Here is a 14795-nt window from a genome sequence, read left to right on the forward strand (position 1 = left end):
GCCATGCCCGCCTTCCGCTATGAAGCCGTAGATGCCGCGGGCAGCACGCTGCGCGGCGTGCTGAACACCGACACCGCACGGTCGGCGCGCGCCGACCTGCGTGCGCAGGGATTGACGCCGATCGAGGTCTCCGCCATCACGGCGCAGATCGACGGCACGGGCAATCTGCACAAGCGGCGTTTCGGCGAACGGTTGTCGCATGTCGAACTGGCGCTCTTCACACGCCAGCTTGCCAGCCTGCTGGAAGCCGGCCTGCCGCTGGAGCAGGCATTGACCGCCTTGCTGGAACAGGCCGAACGTGCGTATCTGCGCGATCTTGTTGCCTCCGTGCGTTCGCAGGTGATGAGCGGACATGCACTGTCCGATGCGCTGGCGCAGCACCCGCGTGATTTCAACGATATCTACCGCGCACTGGTCGCGTCCGGCGAAGCGATCGGACAACTGTCGCAAGTGCTGGCACGGCTCGCCGATTACAGCGAGCGACGCAATGCGCTGGTGCAGAAACTGAAACTGGCATTTACTTATCCGGCCATCGTCACCGTCGTTGCGTTTGCGATCGTGATTTTCCTGCTGACATATGTGGTGCCGCAGATCGTGTCGGTTTTCGCCAACACCAAACAGCAATTGCCGCTGCTGACGATCCTGATGCTGGCGATTTCCGATTTCGTTCGCGCATATGGCTGGCTGGCCGCGCTGATCGCGATTGCCGCATGGTTTGCATGGCGTCATGCGCTGAAGAATCCCGCAATCAAAATGCGCTGGCACCGCTGGCTGCTGACCGCACCGCTGTACGGCAAGTTCGAACGCAGCCTGAATACCGCGCGTTTTGCCAGCACGCTGGCGATCACCACCGGTTCCGGCGTGCCCATCCTGCAGGCGCTGCAGACCAGTCACGACACGCTCGGCAACGTCGCCCTGAAAGAACAGGTCAGGCAGGCATCGGCCGGCGTGCGTGAAGGCGTTGCCCTGGCGACGGCGCTGAGCGCGAACAAGCAGTTTCCACCGATGCTGATCCACATGATTCGCGCCGGCGAAATCACCGGCACCTTGCCGGCAATGCTGGAACGCGCATCGCATGCGCAGGAACAGGATCTGGAGCGACGCGCGATGACGATCGCCAGCCTGCTCGAACCGGCACTGATTCTCGCAATGGGCGTGGTCGTTTTGCTGATCGTGCTGGCCGTGCTGATGCCGATCATTGAAATCAACCAGATGGTGCGCTAATGCCCAAACTTCCCCGCATCGCCGTCCATCCATCCGTCATCGTCAGTGCCGCTCTGTTAGCGACACTGTGTGTCAGCGGAACCTGGTGGTTTCTGCAGTTTTCAACCCCGCCGCAACGCGCACTCGCTGCAGCACCGGCGCCCTCTGTACAGATCGACAACGCGGCCACTGCCCTGCTGTTCGGCCGTGGCAGCGCCGTTGCCAGCAATTACCAGTTGAAAGGGATTGTGCTGGCCACGCTCGACAGCGACAGCGTCGCCATCGTTTCCGCCGACGGCAACGCGGCGCGCGCCGCGAAAATCGGCAGCGAAATCGGCCCCGGTGTACGCGTGCTGGAAATCCATGCCGATGGCGTTTTGCTGTCCGACAACGGTGTACAGAAACAGGTGCCGTTGCCACGCCCGCAATCGCAACCCGCCAAACAGGAAAAAGCCGCGGCAAAATAACTGCAACGTCCGCCCTGCACGCTCCGCCCGCGGCCGCATGCCGCCCTTCTCGCCGTGATATCATTGGCGACGAAATTTTGCGCGCGAATTGCACAAAACATCACACGCAAAACAAGCCGGTTTGCAGCGCCAAACGGCCAAAGCCGCCGTCAACCGACCGCTCGCCGCACGCTTCGGTCACCCGAGCACCATTCACACTTTGCCCTGAACGGATTCAGCCATGCGGATACATCATTTCCTGGTCAGCTGCATTCTTGCCGTTGCAACCCTGTCGGCGCATGCATTCGAACGGCCGTTTCCGGAGAATGCGAAGCGTGGCCTGATGACGCCGGACAACTATCCGCGTGTAGTGATTAACGACAAGCCGCGCGTGCTATCGGCCGGTTCCCGCATCTGGAACCAGGACAATCTGATCGAAATGCCGGCGTCGTTGCGTGGCGAAGATCTTCCGGTCTTTTACACGGAAAACTTCGAGGGCGATATCGACCGCATCTGGATTTTGACGCCCGAGGAAGCCAAACGCTCCGCACCGAAACCGGTTCCGCTGCCGACACCGCTGCCCGCGCCAAAGCCGTTGCCGAAACCGGTTCCGACTCCGGAAGCGTCAAACTAATCATTATTTGAAGCAGTCATTCATGCAGAAAAAAGTATTCATCAAGACGTTCGGTTGCCAGATGAACGAGTACGACTCGGACAAGATGGCCGACGTGCTCAACGCCTCCGACGGCCTGATCAAGACCGACAGACCGGAAGACGCCGACGTCATCCTGCTCAACACCTGTTCCGTGCGCGAAAAGGCCCAGGAAAAAGTGTTCTCCGATCTCGGCCGTTTGCGCGAACTGAAGCTGGCCAATCCCGATCTGGTGATCGGTGTCGGCGGTTGTGTCGCGTCGCAGGAAGGCGAAGCGATCGTCAAGCGCGCGCCGTATGTTGATCTGGTGTTCGGTCCGCAGACGTTGCACCGCCTGCCGGACATGCTGAAGCAGCGCCGCTCGACCGGCCGCTCGCAGGTCGACATCAGCTTCCCTGAAATCGAAAAGTTCGATCACATGCCGCCAGCAAAGGTCGACGGCGCATCGGCCTTCGTGTCGATCATGGAAGGTTGCAGCAAGTACTGCAGCTACTGCGTGGTGCCGTACACGCGCGGCGAAGAAGTGTCGCGCCGCTTCGAAGATGTGCTGGCCGAAGTCGCCGGACTTGAAGCGCAAGGTGTGAAGGAAATCACGTTGCTGGGCCAGAACGTCAACGCGTATCGCGGCAAGATGCATGATGGGGAGATCGCCGACTTCGCACTGCTGATCGAATACATCGCCGAATTCGCCGGCATCGAACGCATCCGTTTCGTCACCAGCCATCCGAAGGAATTCACGCAGCGCCTGATCGACACCTACGCCAAAGTACCGAAGCTGGTCGATCACCTGTACCTGCCGGCGCAGCACGGTTCCGATCGCATTCTGGCGGCGATGAAACGCGGCTACACCTCGCTCGAATACAAATCGGTGTTGCGCAAACTGCGTGCGATTCGTCCGAACATTTCGATTTCGTCCGACTTCATTGTCGGCTTCCCCGGCGAAACCGACGAAGATTTCGAAGCGATGATGAAACTGATCACCGATATCGGTTACGACAACAGCTTCAGCTTCATTTTCAGTCCGCGTCCCGGCACACCGGCCGCCAATCTGGAAGATGACACACCGTACGACGTCAAGCTGAAACGCCTGCAACGTCTGCAAGCCGTGATCGATGCCAACACGCGTCGTTACAGCGATGAAATGGTCGGCAGCGTGCAACGCATTCTGGTCGAAAGCGCAGCGAAGAAGGAAGCCGGCGATCTGCAGGGCCGTACCGAAAACAATCGCGTCGTCAATTTCGCCGGCGGTCCGAATGCGGATCGACTGATCGGCCAGTTGATCGACGTCAACATCACGCAATCGCACGGCTACACGCTGCGCGGTGAAGTCATCGTCAAACAATAATTTTTGCGGACAACCCAGTTCAATTGAAAACCAAAACTGCTGTTCAACCGTCGTACTTCACCCCGGAACCGCTGGACAACAAGCGGCTTGCACATTTGTGCGGTCCGATGGATGAAAACCTGCGACAGATTTCCGCCGCGCTCGACGTAACGATCTTCCGTCGCGGCGAAAAATTCATCGTCAGCGGCAGCAATGCCGAACGCGCGGTAGCGATTCTCGATCAGTTCTACAAGGAAGCGAATCGCATCATTCCGCTGGAAGAAATCCAGCTGGCGCTGGTAGAACAACGTGCCGGACTGGCCGAGCCGGAACTGGCTGTGCCTGCCGCGGCAAAGAAAACGGCGTCGCGAAAAAAAACTGACGAATCCGTCACCGATGCTCCTGTCCTGAAAACCCGCCGCCACGATTTGCGCGGGCGCACGCCGCACCAGATCCAGTATCTGAAGGCGATCATGGATCACGACATCACGTTCGGCGTCGGCCCGGCCGGCACCGGCAAGACCTATCTCGCCGTTGCCTGCGCAGTCGATGCGCTGGAACGCGATGCGGTCAAACGCATCGTGCTGACACGTCCTGCCGTCGAAGCGGGCGAACGTCTCGGCTTTCTGCCCGGCGATCTGGCACAAAAAATCGATCCGTATCTGCGCCCGCTGTACGACGCGCTGTACGATCTGCTCGGCTTCGATCGCACGCAAAAGATGTTCGAAAAACAGGCGATCGAAATCGCACCGCTCGCCTACATGCGCGGCCGTACGTTGAACCATGCGTTCGTCATCCTCGACGAGGCGCAGAACACGACGCCGGAACAGATGAAGATGTTCCTGACGCGTATCGGTTTCGGCAGCAAGGCAGTCATCACCGGCGACATCACGCAGATCGATTTGCAACATCATCAGAAGAGCGGACTGGTCGAGGCGATCGACGTGCTGAGCGATGTGCGCGGCCTCGCCTTTACGCGTTTTTCCAGCGCCGACGTGGTGCGTCACCCATTGGTGGCCCGCATCGTCGATGCATACGAGGAAGCGAATCAACCGGCAAAACGGACCGCAGCACCCGCACGCAAAACCACGACCAGAAATGCTGCAAAAAAATAAACTCTCGCTGTCCGTCCAGTATCCGGATGCCCGCCTGCAGGATGTGCTGACGCGACCTTTGTTGCGGCAATGGGTCAAGGCGGCGCTGCTGGCACCGGCACAGATCACGTTGCGCTTCGTCGATGCCGAGGAAGGCCGCGTGCTGAATCGCACCTACCGCGGCAAGGATTACGCCACCAATGTGCTGACCTTCGCCTATTCGGAAGACGAGGAAGACGGACTCGGCGAACTTGCCGAGCTCGGTGACGTGCAGGCCGACATCATTTTCTGTACCGAGGTCCTGGAAAGCGAAGCCGCCGAACAGCAGAAATCGCTGGAAGCGCACGCCGCCCATCTGGTTGTGCACGGCATGTTGCACGCGCAAGGCTACGACCACGAGTCCGACGATGAAGCGGAAGAGATGGAATCGCTGGAAATCGACATTCTCGCAACGCTGGGATTTCCGAATCCGTACCTGCAAGGCTGAAAGCCGCAACGTTCCAAAACGCCGTGGCGCCGGAACCGCATTTTTGGAAGCCCTACCGCATTTGTTGTATCCTGACAGCCCTGAAACAACCGCAACGGCACTCCGCCCATGCAAGATATTCCCCCCCAGAGCGGTAAATCCGGTGAAGCAAAGCCGGTCCGCTCACTGTTCGAACGCCTGACATCGCTGATCGCGCCCGGCCCCGACAGCCGCGCAGAGCTGTTGGCTACCCTGCAAGACGCCCATGAACGCAATCTGATCGACGCCGATGCGCTGTCGATGATCGAGGGCGTATTCCAGGTTTCCGAACTGACTGCGCGCGACATCATGGTGCCGCGCTCGCAAATGGATGTGATCGATATCACCACACCGATCGAGGAATGGATTCCGATGGTGCTGGAAACGGCCCACTCGCGCTTTCCCGCCGTCGAAGGTGAACGTGACAAGGTGGTCGGCATCCTGATGGCGAAGGATCTGCTGCGCTATTACGCGGAAGAATCGTTCGATGTTCGGCAAAAATTGCGCACCGCCGTCTTCATTCCGGAATCGAAACGTCTGAACGTGCTGTTGAGCGACTTCCGCGCCAAGCACAATCACATGGCGATCGTGGTTGATGAGTATGGCGGCGTCGCCGGCCTGATCACGATCGAGGACGTGCTGGAACAAATCGTCGGCGATATCGAGGACGAATACGATTTCGACGAAGATGAAGACAACATCATCGCCGTGCGCGACGGCAAGGACGGCCCGCGCTGGCGTGTCAAGGCGTTGACCGAGATCGAGCAGTTCAACGAAGAACTCGGCACCGCCATCAACAATCCGGATGTCGACACGATCGGCGGCTTCATCGCCGATCATCTGGCGCGCGTACCGCACAAGGGCGAGATTGCAGAAATCGATGACTTGCGCTTTACGATTCTGCGTGCCGACGCGCGCCACATCCACATGGTACTGGTGGAAAAACTGCCGCCGTCGGCAGCAGAAGAAGATGCGCTTGAAGACTGATCGTTCGATCTCCGGGATTGCGGTCGTTCGCCGTCCTGTTCGCCGTCTTGTTGGTCGTCCTGTTTGCGGTTCTGCTCGTTTCGAATTTCCCTCACGCATGACCGCATGAATTTCCGTTCACTTCTTCATCCGTCGCCTGTTCAATCCGTCATCGCGGCCTTCATCGCGGGGGCATTGAACGTATTCGCGTTTGCGCCGTTCGGCTGCTGGTGGTTGCAGTTATTGACACTGGCGCTGCTGTTCCATCTGGTTCTGCAAACGGCGTCGGTCAAACGCAGCATGCTGCTCGGCTGGGTATTCGGATTCGGTTGGCTGTTGTGCTGCATTTACTGGTTGTACATCAGCATGCACGACTACGGCGGCATGCCGGCACCAATGGCTGCGCTGGCTGTGGTTTTGCTGGCAGCCGTACTCGGACTTTTCGTCGGCATCGCAACCGGTTCCGCAACGCAATTCCACCGACGACTGCAGCCGTCGTCCGCCGTCATGCTGCTGCTGGTATTGCCTGCCGTGTGGGCGCTGGCCGAATGGCTGCGCGGCTGGATACTGACCGGTTTTCCGTGGACGGTTTCCGGCTATGCGCATACGTCCAGTCCGCTGGCAGGTTTCGCGCCGCTGATCGGGGTATACGGCATCGGCTGGCTCGCCGCACTGCTGGCCGGTTGCCTCGCATTGCTTCCGACAAGAAAATCCGCCATCGTATTGGTTGCCTGCATTATGGCCACAGGTTTCGGCGCGAAACAGGTCGCATGGACAACGCCGAACGGGCAACCGATTGCGGTTCGTCTGGTACAGGGCAACGTGCCGCAGGAAATGAAGTTCGACGCCGAACAGGTCAACGCGACATTGACGCTGTACGAAGACATGATTCGCGCCGCCCCCGCCGACCTGATTGCGATACCGGAAACCGCGCTGCCGCTGCTGCTGCATCAACTGCCGCAGGACTATCTGCCACGCTTGTCCGAATTCGCTACCGCGTCCAACAGCCATCTCGCCATCGGCGTGCCGGTCAGCGACGCGCCGCAACAATATGCCAACAGCATGATCGGCATTTCACCGGCACCGGCCGGTCTCGCCGCACCCGCTTTCTACCGCTACGACAAGCATCATCTGGTGCCATTCGGCGAATTCATTCCGTTCGGCTTCCGCTGGTTCGTCAACATGATGCATATCCCGCTCGGCGAATTCACGCGCGGCGACGCAACGCCGGTTCCGTTCGCGGTCAAGGATCAATGGGTCTTGCCGAATATCTGCTACGAAGATCTGTTCGGTGAGGAAATCGCCAAACAGCTGTACACCAATCAGCAGGCCGGCGAACCGGTCGCCACCATGCTGCTGAATATTTCCAATATTGCATGGTTCGGCGATTCGATCGCGCTGCCGCAGCACTTGCAGATTTCGCAAATGCGCGCGATTGAAACCGGTCGCCCGATGCTGCGTTCGACCAACACCGGCGCCACTGCCGTTATCGATCCGACCGGCACCGTCGTCGCGCGGCTCAAGCCGTTCGAACGCGGTGTATTGACTGCATCGGTGCAAGGCTACAGCGGCCTCACGCCTTACGTGGTCGTCGGCAACGCCTTCATCGTGCTGCTCGTGCTGGCGATGCTGCTCGTCGCCTGGCGTCTGACGCGCCGCAAACTAACAGCACGATAAACAACACGACAGCTGACCGAATCTGCGTCACAGGCAGTCTTTTCCGCCGTGTTGTCTGGAATGCATCAACCCCACTAACCATGGGGAAAACCCGTTAAAATCTGGGGTTTCGGCAAATCCCTCCTCACTCGCATCGAGTGATGCAACAATTCAAACAAGATGCTCACATTTCAACAGATCATTCTGACGCTCCAGAAGTACTGGGATGCGCAAGGCTGCGCACTGCTGCAGCCGTACGACATGGAAGTCGGCGCCGGTACGTCGCACACCGCGACCTTCCTGCGCGCCATCGGCCCCGAGCCATGGCGCGCCGCATATGTACAACCATCGCGTCGCCCGAAAGACGGCCGCTATGGCGAAAATCCGAATCGCCTGCAGCACTACTATCAATTTCAGGTCGTGCTGAAACCGGCGCCGGAAAACATTCTTGAACTGTATCTCGGCTCGCTCGAAGCACTCGGCTTCGACCTAAAGCAAAACGACATCCGCTTCGTCGAGGACGATTGGGAAAACCCGACGCTGGGCGCCTGGGGCCTCGGCTGGGAAGTCTGGCTCAACGGCATGGAAGTCACGCAATTCACCTACTTTCAGCAGGTCGGCGGCATCAACTGCAAACCGATCACCGGTGAGATCACGTACGGCCTCGAACGCCTCGCAATGTATCTGCAGGGCGTCGACAATGTCTACGACCTGACGTGGACCGAAGGCAAGGACGGCAAGAAACTGACCTACGGCGATGTTTACAAGCAGAACGAGATCGAGCAATCGACCTATAACTTCGAACACAGCGACGCCGATTTCCTGTTCACCGCATTCGGCGCACATGAGAAACAAGCGCTGAACCTGATGGAACACAAGCTCGCGTTGCCTGCTTACGAGCAGGTATTGAAAGCGGCACACACGTTCAATCTGCTGGATGCACGCGGCGCAATTTCTGTCACCGAACGCGCAGCCTACATCGGTCGCATTCGCAATCTTGCACGCAGCGTTGCACGCAGCTATCTGGACAGCCGCGCACGCCTCGGCTTCCCGATGGCAACACCAGAACATGCCGCCGAAGTGCTGGCCCAGATCGAGAAGGAAGCGGCATAAGCATGACTACCGATACAAAAAATCTGCTCGTCGAATTGTTCGTCGAGGAACTGCCGCCCAAAGCATTGAAAAAAATCGGTGACGCCTTTGCACAAACATTGCAGGCATCACTTGCGGCTCAAGGTTTGCTCGAAGCAGGCAGCACGCTGACGCATTTCGCCTCGCCGCGTCGTCTCGGCGTACATCTGACGCAAGTCGTCAATCAGGCCGACGACAAACAGGTCGCACAAAAACTGATGCCGGCTTCGGTCGGCCTAACCGCCGACGGCAAAGCCACACCGGCACTGCTGAAAAAACTGACTGCGCTCGGCACAGATGAATCCGCCGTCGCCGGACTCAAGCGCGAATCCGACGGCAAGGCCGACGTGCTGTTCTTCAACAGCGTCGTCACCGGCGCCACCCTCGCCGAAGGTTTGCAAAAAGCGCTGGAAGAAACGTTAACCAAACTGCCGATTCCAAAAGTCATGACGTATCAACTGGCTGATGGCTGGGAATCCGTCAACTTCGTGCGCCCTGCTCACGGCCTGGTCGCGTTGTACGGCGCAGATGTCGTGCCGGTTTCCGTGCTCGGCCTGCAGTCAGGCAGCACCACGCACGGGCATCGCTTCGAAGCGGGTATTGATCCGGTCTTCATCCGCAATGCCGACATGTATGAAACGCAACTGGCTAGCGAAGGCGCAGTCATCGCCGGTTTCGCCGCACGCCGCGCAGAAATCGTCCGTCAACTCGCTGCGGCCGCTGTCGAAGCCGGCAGCAACCTGAAGCCGATCGACGACGAAGCGCTGCTCGATGAAGTGACCGGTCTGGTCGAACGTCCGAACGTGCTGATCGGGCAGTTTGAAGAAGCGTTCCTCGACGTCCCGCAGGAATGCCTGATCCTGACGATGAAGGCGAACCAGAAGTACTTCCCGCTGCTGGATGCAAATGGCAAGCTGTCGAACAAATTCCTGATCGTCTCCAACATTCGTCCGGCCGACGCCAGCGCCGTCATCGGCGGCAACGAGCGCGTCGTGCGCCCGCGTCTGGCCGATGCAAAGTTCTTCTTCGACCAGGATCGCAAGAAGACGCTGGAATCGCGTGTCGCCGGACTGGACAAGGTCGTGTATCACAACAAACTCGGTACCCAAGGCGAACGCATCGCACGCGTGCGCGAGATTGCCAAGGCAATTGCCGCAAAACTCGGCGTCGATGCGCAACAGGCAGACACCGCCGCGCAACTGGCGAAAGCCGATCTGTTGACCGACATGGTCGGCGAATTTCCTGAACTGCAAGGCATCATGGGGCGTTACTACGCACAACATGACGGCTTGCCGGCTGCAGTCGCCGATGCGATCGAAGATCACTACAAGCCGCGTTTTGCCGGCGACGAATTGCCACGCAATCAAGTCGGTGTCGTCGTCGCGCTGGCAGACAAGCTGGAAACGCTGATTGGCCTGTTCAGCATCGGCCAGGTACCGACCGGCGACAAGGACCCGTTCGCCTTGCGTCGTCATGCGCTCGGCATCATCCGCATGCTGATCGAGGGCAAACTCGACATCGGCATCGACGATCTGATCGCCGCGGCAGAAAAGTCGTTCAGCGGCCTGTCGGCCGAACATCGCGCCGCACTACTGAACTTCATTTTCGATCGCCTCGCCAATACGTTGCGCGAACAAGGTTACAGCGCGCAGGAAATCGATGCGGTACTGGCATTGCAGCCGCAACGTCTGGCCGACGTGACGCAACGCCTTGCTGCCGTGCGTGCATTCGCTGCGTTGCCGGAAGCCGAAAGCCTCGCTGCTGCCAACAAGCGCGTCGGCAACATCCTGAAAAAAGTCGAAGGCGAAGTCGCTCCCAAGGTCGATACCGCGCTGCTGAAAGAATCCGCCGAAGTCGCATTGAACCAGACGCTTGTCACGGTCAAGCCGCAAGCCGATGCCGCATTCGCACGCGGCGATTACACCGCATCATTGCAGGCTTTGGCTGCATTGAAAACGCCGGTCGATGCCTTCTTCGATGGCGTGATGGTAAACGCGGAAGACGCTGCACTGCGCAACAATCGTCTGGGTCTTCTGGCGACGCTGCATGCAGCGATGAACCAGGTTGCCGACATTTCCCGTCTGGCAAATTGATTCACACTGCATTACACATCGTGACGATCAACATGCGGTCTTTTTCCTGAAAGGCTTCCGATGAAACTGGTTATTCTCGATCGCGACGGCGTCATCAATCAGGATTCGGACGACTTCATCAAGTCGCCCGACGAATGGATTCCGATTCCGGGTTCGCTGGAAGCCATCGCACGCTTGAATCAGGCCGACTATCGTGTGGTCGTCGCCACCAATCAATCGGGCATCGCACGCGGCAAGTTCAACATCATGACCTTGAATGCGATCCATCAAAAGATGCACGCCGCCGCGCAATCGGTCGGTGCCGATATCGATGCCGTGTTTTTCTGCCCACATGCAGCAGACGATAATTGCGATTGCCGCAAACCGAAGGCCGGCATGCTGGAATCGATTGCCAAACGCTTCGAGGTGAATCTGAAAGGTGTGCCGAGCGTCGGCGATTCGTTACGCGATTTGCAGGCGGGCTTTGTTGTCGGCAACAAGCCCTATCTGGTTCTGACCGGCAAAGGGGAAATGACACGTGCAAAGGGCGGCCTGCCTCCAGGCACGATGACTTTTCCCGATCTGGCTGCAGTCGTCGATCATCTATTGATGGAACCGGGAAAAACCGTCATGTGATCGGCGCCAGACCTATCGGCCGCATATAAACTACACAAGAACTGTCCGCCTGCATTCGTGCAGGTGAAAACTGGAGATTCGATGTATAACGCTTTTCTGCTTTTACGCTCGCTGCTGTTCGCGCTGATCATGCTGATCGTGACGCCAATCTGGGCACTCATCTGTTTTCTTGTTGCACCGTTTCCGTATACGACTCGTTACTACGTCACGTCGCGCTGGAATGTCTTCATCATCTGGCTCGCCAAGGTGCTGTGCGGAATTCGCTATCAGATCAAGGGATACGAGAATCTGCCGGATGCACCGGTCATTCTGCTTTCCAAACATCAATCGGCATGGGAAACCATTTTCCTGCTCTGCAACATGCCGCGCCCGCTGGTATTCGTTCTGAAACGCTCGCTGATCTACATCCCGCTGTTCGGCTGGGCGCTTGCACTGTTGCGCATGATCGCCATCGATCGCAACAACGGCCGCGACGCATTTGCACAGGTGGCGCGCGACGGTGCGCAGCGACTGCAGGATGGTCAATGGATCATCATGTTCCCGGAAGGCACGCGCATTCCGGTCGGACAGCGCGGCAAATACAAAGTCGGCGGCACGCGACTTGCGGTCGAAACCAACACACTGATCGTACCGATCGCACTCAACGCTGGCGAATGCTGGCCGCGCAATGCCTTCATCAAGCGCCCAGGTCTGATCACGGTATCGATCGGCAAGCCAATTTCTCCGGAAGGTCGCACTGCGGTCGATCTGATGCAGGAAGTCGAAAATTGGATAGAATCCGAAATGCGCGTGATTTCACCGCATGCCTATCCAGCCGAACAGAACCGATAATACGATCCGATCCTTGAAGCTGCTCCGTCATACCTCACCCGACCCGCAACAGCTTTCGCTGCAGCTCGACTTCTTCTCTGCGGATTTTTCATCGCAGCCCAAGGTCGATCATCCTGCACCGAAGCAGGCGCCGGATGTGCCGCGTCCGTTGCAGGTTATTTCCCCTGTCGACGCACCGAAGCCGGTACCGAACGGAAAGCGGCGCGTGCAAATGGGTGAGCACACGCTCGATTATGCGCTGGTGCGTTCCAAGCGCCGCTCGATCGGTTTCATGATCGATGACGATGGCTTGCGCATCACGGCGCCGAAGTGGGTCACGCTGACCGAAATCGAAAACGCGATCTGTGAAAAGCAGCGCTGGATTTTTACCAAGCTCAACGAACGCCGTGAACGTTCTGCACGCCGGCTGCAACCGCAGATGGAATGGCGCGACGGCAGCAAGCTGCCGTATCTTGGCGAGGACATCACACTGCGCATTTTGTCGACGCAAAGCGCCGGCATTCTGTACGATCCGGCGACGAAAGAACTGACGGTATGCCTGCCGCTCGATGCAGCCGAACAGCAATTGAAGGATCGTGTCCAGGGCTGGCTGCAACTGGAAGCCAAGCGCATCTTTGCCGAACGTCTGCCGATCTACGCTGAGAAACTCCGCGTCAGCTATCAATCGTTTGCCTTGTCGTCGGCGATGACGCAGTGGGGTTCATGCACGGCAGACGGCAAGATTCGCCTGAACTGGCGACTGATTCATTTTGCTTTGCCGTTGATCGATTATGTGATTGCACATGAACTGTCGCATTTGCGCGAGATGAATCACAGCCCGCAGTTCTGGGCGACTGTGCAGTCGGTATTCCCGGAATTCGCCGCAGCGAAAAAAGCGTTGCGCGATCATGCGCCGGAAACGCTGCCGATCTTCTAGCTTTTCAAGCTCGCAACTCCCGCAACGCGTCCTCATTCCCTCGACAGGCATTGCACCTGCCGCATCCAGCCATTATTCCTTGCGTTCAATCAGTTCGACCTTGTAGCCGTCCGGATCGGTAACGAACGCAATCACGGTTGATCCGCCCTTGACCGGCCCGGCTTCGCGTGTCACGTTGCCGCCCGCTGCCTTGACGTCCGCACAGGCCTTGTAGGCATCCGGGACGCCGATGGCGATATGACCATAGGCCGTTCCCATATCGTACTGATCGATACCATAGTTGTACGTCAATTCCAGTTCGGCATGATCCGGATTGGTGCCGTAACCGACAAAGGCCAGCGTATATTTGTATTCCGGATTTTCGGTCTTGCGCAGCAGATTCATGCCGAGCACATTGGTGTAGAAGTCGATGGAACGCTGCAGATCGCCAACGCGAAGCATGGTGTGAAGAATGCGCATGGTAAACCCCGTAAGTCGATGAACAGTAAAGAAGACGTCGATGAAGAAGTTGCCAATTTTATGCCGACCGGATTTTCCTTGCAGGCAGTGGCGTCAAGTGACGACGATGATCAAAGCCGATTCGCCAGCGCCACGTAATGTTCGAGTGCAATCGCTTCCGGGCGCAATTGCGGGTCAATGCCGACTTCGAGCAGATCACTTTCCTCGAACATGCCAGCCAGGCAATTGCGAATGACCTTGCGACGTTGCGAGAACGCCTTCTGAACGACCTGCTCCAGCTTTGATGAATCACACGGCAAAGGCTGCGCAACCGGAATCATTCGCACGATCGCGGATTCCACACGTGGCGGCGGATCGAAGGCCTCCGGCGGCACGACGAACATCAGTTCCATGTGATAACGCCACTGCAGCATCACGGACAGGCGTCCGTACGTCTTGGTTCCCGGCCCCGCAACCATGCGCTCCACAACTTCCTTCTGCAGCATGAAATGCTGGTCCTGCACGTGCGGGGCGATGTCTGCCAGATGAAACAGTAGCGGACTGGAAATGTTGTACGGCAGATTGCCGACTACGCGCAGCTTGCGGTCCGCCGGAACCGGGATTGCAGAAAAATCGAACTGCAGTGCATCGGCCGAATGCACGACCAATCTCGACGGATCGAATTTCTTTTTCAGTCGCTCGACCAGATCACGGTCGAGTTCGACCACATGCAGTTGTTCGACTTCCTCCACCAGCAGGCTGGTCATGGCAGCCAGGCCGGGGCCGATCTCGACCATCGTGTCGTGCGGTTGCGGGTCGATGGCGCGAATGATGTTGTGCAATACGATATCGTCAGTCAGAAAGTTCTGGCCGAAGCGTTTGCGGGGAATGTGTTTCATGGATGAAATCGAGGCCGGTGAATTGA

Annotated in this window: 15 protein-coding genes; 13 read left to right on the forward strand and 2 right to left on the reverse strand. The window is 58.2% G+C overall.

What is annotated here, in order from left to right; genetic code table 11:
• Window positions 1-3 precede the first annotated feature (3 nt).
• From gspF to VN114_RS01090, 13 genes are all read left to right on the forward strand, one after another.
• Window positions 4-1224, forward strand: coding sequence for a type II secretion system inner membrane protein GspF (gene gspF / locus VN114_RS01030; RefSeq protein WP_325511088.1), 1221 nt, complete (start codon window positions 4-6; stop codon window positions 1222-1224).
• Complete coding sequence (locus tag VN114_RS01035; protein WP_325511090.1) at window positions 1224-1670, forward strand: type II secretion system protein N; 447 nt, start codon at window positions 1224-1226, stop codon at window positions 1668-1670. The genes gspF and VN114_RS01035 overlap by 1 nt, the downstream gene beginning before the upstream one ends.
• A gap of 220 nt (window positions 1671-1890) precedes the next feature.
• The gene (locus VN114_RS01040) at window positions 1891-2283 is read left to right on the forward strand and encodes a hypothetical protein (RefSeq protein ID WP_325511092.1); all 393 of its coding nucleotides are present in this window, start codon (window positions 1891-1893) and stop codon (window positions 2281-2283) included.
• A 22-nt stretch (window positions 2284-2305) separates the two neighbouring features.
• Entirely contained in the window at window positions 2306-3646 is a 1341-nt protein-coding gene (gene miaB, locus VN114_RS01045; protein WP_325511094.1) for a tRNA (N6-isopentenyl adenosine(37)-C2)-methylthiotransferase MiaB, read from the forward strand.
• Between the two features lie 23 nt (window positions 3647-3669).
• Window positions 3670-4740: a PhoH family protein gene (locus VN114_RS01050; protein ID WP_325511096.1), complete on the forward strand. Its 1071-nt coding sequence runs from the start codon at window positions 3670-3672 to the stop codon at window positions 4738-4740.
• A complete protein-coding gene (gene ybeY / locus VN114_RS01055; protein ID WP_325511098.1) occupies window positions 4724-5206 on the forward strand; it encodes an rRNA maturation RNase YbeY in 483 nt (160 codons plus the stop codon). Before VN114_RS01050 ends, ybeY begins: the two co-directional genes overlap by 17 nt.
• A gap of 108 nt (window positions 5207-5314) precedes the next feature.
• The gene (locus VN114_RS01060; protein ID WP_325511100.1) at window positions 5315-6211 is read left to right on the forward strand and encodes an HlyC/CorC family transporter; all 897 of its coding nucleotides are present in this window, start codon (window positions 5315-5317) and stop codon (window positions 6209-6211) included.
• 105 nt (window positions 6212-6316) lie between these two features.
• Window positions 6317-7867: an apolipoprotein N-acyltransferase gene (lnt, locus tag VN114_RS01065; protein ID WP_325511102.1), complete on the forward strand. Its 1551-nt coding sequence runs from the start codon at window positions 6317-6319 to the stop codon at window positions 7865-7867.
• Window positions 7868-8026: 159 nt separating this feature from the next.
• Window positions 8027-8959 carry a glycine--tRNA ligase subunit alpha gene (glyQ, locus tag VN114_RS01070; protein WP_325511104.1) on the forward strand — a complete coding sequence of 311 codons (933 nt, stop codon included), beginning with the start codon at window positions 8027-8029 and terminating at the stop codon, window positions 8957-8959.
• A 2-nt stretch (window positions 8960-8961) separates the two neighbouring features.
• The gene (glyS, locus tag VN114_RS01075; RefSeq protein WP_325511106.1) at window positions 8962-11070 is read left to right on the forward strand and encodes a glycine--tRNA ligase subunit beta; all 2109 of its coding nucleotides are present in this window, start codon (window positions 8962-8964) and stop codon (window positions 11068-11070) included.
• A gap of 60 nt (window positions 11071-11130) precedes the next feature.
• Window positions 11131-11685 (forward strand): D-glycero-beta-D-manno-heptose 1,7-bisphosphate 7-phosphatase, encoded by a 555-nt coding sequence (gene gmhB, locus VN114_RS01080; protein WP_325511108.1) that lies wholly within the window; start codon window positions 11131-11133, stop codon window positions 11683-11685.
• A gap of 81 nt (window positions 11686-11766) precedes the next feature.
• The gene (locus VN114_RS01085) at window positions 11767-12516 is read left to right on the forward strand and encodes a lysophospholipid acyltransferase family protein (RefSeq protein WP_325511110.1); all 750 of its coding nucleotides are present in this window, start codon (window positions 11767-11769) and stop codon (window positions 12514-12516) included.
• 13 nt (window positions 12517-12529) lie between these two features.
• Window positions 12530-13432 (forward strand): SprT family zinc-dependent metalloprotease, encoded by a 903-nt coding sequence (locus tag VN114_RS01090; protein WP_325511112.1) that lies wholly within the window; start codon window positions 12530-12532, stop codon window positions 13430-13432.
• A 72-nt stretch (window positions 13433-13504) separates the two neighbouring features.
• Here the strand turns inward: VN114_RS01090 and gloA are convergent, their stop codons facing one another.
• Entirely contained in the window at window positions 13505-13891 is a 387-nt protein-coding gene (gene gloA, locus VN114_RS01095; RefSeq protein WP_325511114.1) for a lactoylglutathione lyase, read from the reverse strand.
• 110 nt (window positions 13892-14001) lie between these two features.
• Window positions 14002-14769: a 16S rRNA (adenine(1518)-N(6)/adenine(1519)-N(6))-dimethyltransferase RsmA gene (rsmA, locus tag VN114_RS01100; protein WP_325511116.1), complete on the reverse strand. Its 768-nt coding sequence runs from the start codon at window positions 14767-14769 to the stop codon at window positions 14002-14004.
• Window positions 14770-14795 lie beyond the last annotated feature (26 nt).

It is taken from the genome of Oxalicibacterium sp., assembly GCF_035565035.1.
GTDB lineage: Bacteria > Pseudomonadota > Gammaproteobacteria > Burkholderiales > Burkholderiaceae_D > Oxalicibacterium.

Coding starts and splice junctions, on each gene's coding strand:
- gspF (WP_325511088.1), top strand. CDS start 4: ATGCCCGCCTTCCGCTATGAAGCCGTAGATGCCGCGGGCAGCACGCTG.
- VN114_RS01035 (WP_325511090.1), top strand. CDS start 1,224: ATGCCCAAACTTCCCCGCATCGCCGTCCATCCATCCGTCATCGTCAGT.
- VN114_RS01040 (WP_325511092.1), top strand. CDS start 1,891: ATGCGGATACATCATTTCCTGGTCAGCTGCATTCTTGCCGTTGCAACC.
- miaB (WP_325511094.1), top strand. CDS start 2,306: ATGCAGAAAAAAGTATTCATCAAGACGTTCGGTTGCCAGATGAACGAG.
- ybeY (WP_325511098.1), top strand. CDS start 4,724: ATGCTGCAAAAAAATAAACTCTCGCTGTCCGTCCAGTATCCGGATGCC.
- VN114_RS01060 (WP_325511100.1), top strand. CDS start 5,315: ATGCAAGATATTCCCCCCCAGAGCGGTAAATCCGGTGAAGCAAAGCCG.
- lnt (WP_325511102.1), top strand. CDS start 6,317: ATGAATTTCCGTTCACTTCTTCATCCGTCGCCTGTTCAATCCGTCATC.
- glyQ (WP_325511104.1), top strand. CDS start 8,027: ATGCTCACATTTCAACAGATCATTCTGACGCTCCAGAAGTACTGGGAT.
- glyS (WP_325511106.1), top strand. CDS start 8,962: ATGACTACCGATACAAAAAATCTGCTCGTCGAATTGTTCGTCGAGGAA.
- gmhB (WP_325511108.1), top strand. CDS start 11,131: ATGAAACTGGTTATTCTCGATCGCGACGGCGTCATCAATCAGGATTCG.
- VN114_RS01085 (WP_325511110.1), top strand. CDS start 11,767: ATGTATAACGCTTTTCTGCTTTTACGCTCGCTGCTGTTCGCGCTGATC.
- gloA (WP_325511114.1), bottom strand. CDS start 13,891: ATGCGCATTCTTCACACCATGCTTCGCGTTGGCGATCTGCAGCGTTCC.
- rsmA (WP_325511116.1), bottom strand. CDS start 14,769: ATGAAACACATTCCCCGCAAACGCTTCGGCCAGAACTTTCTGACTGAC.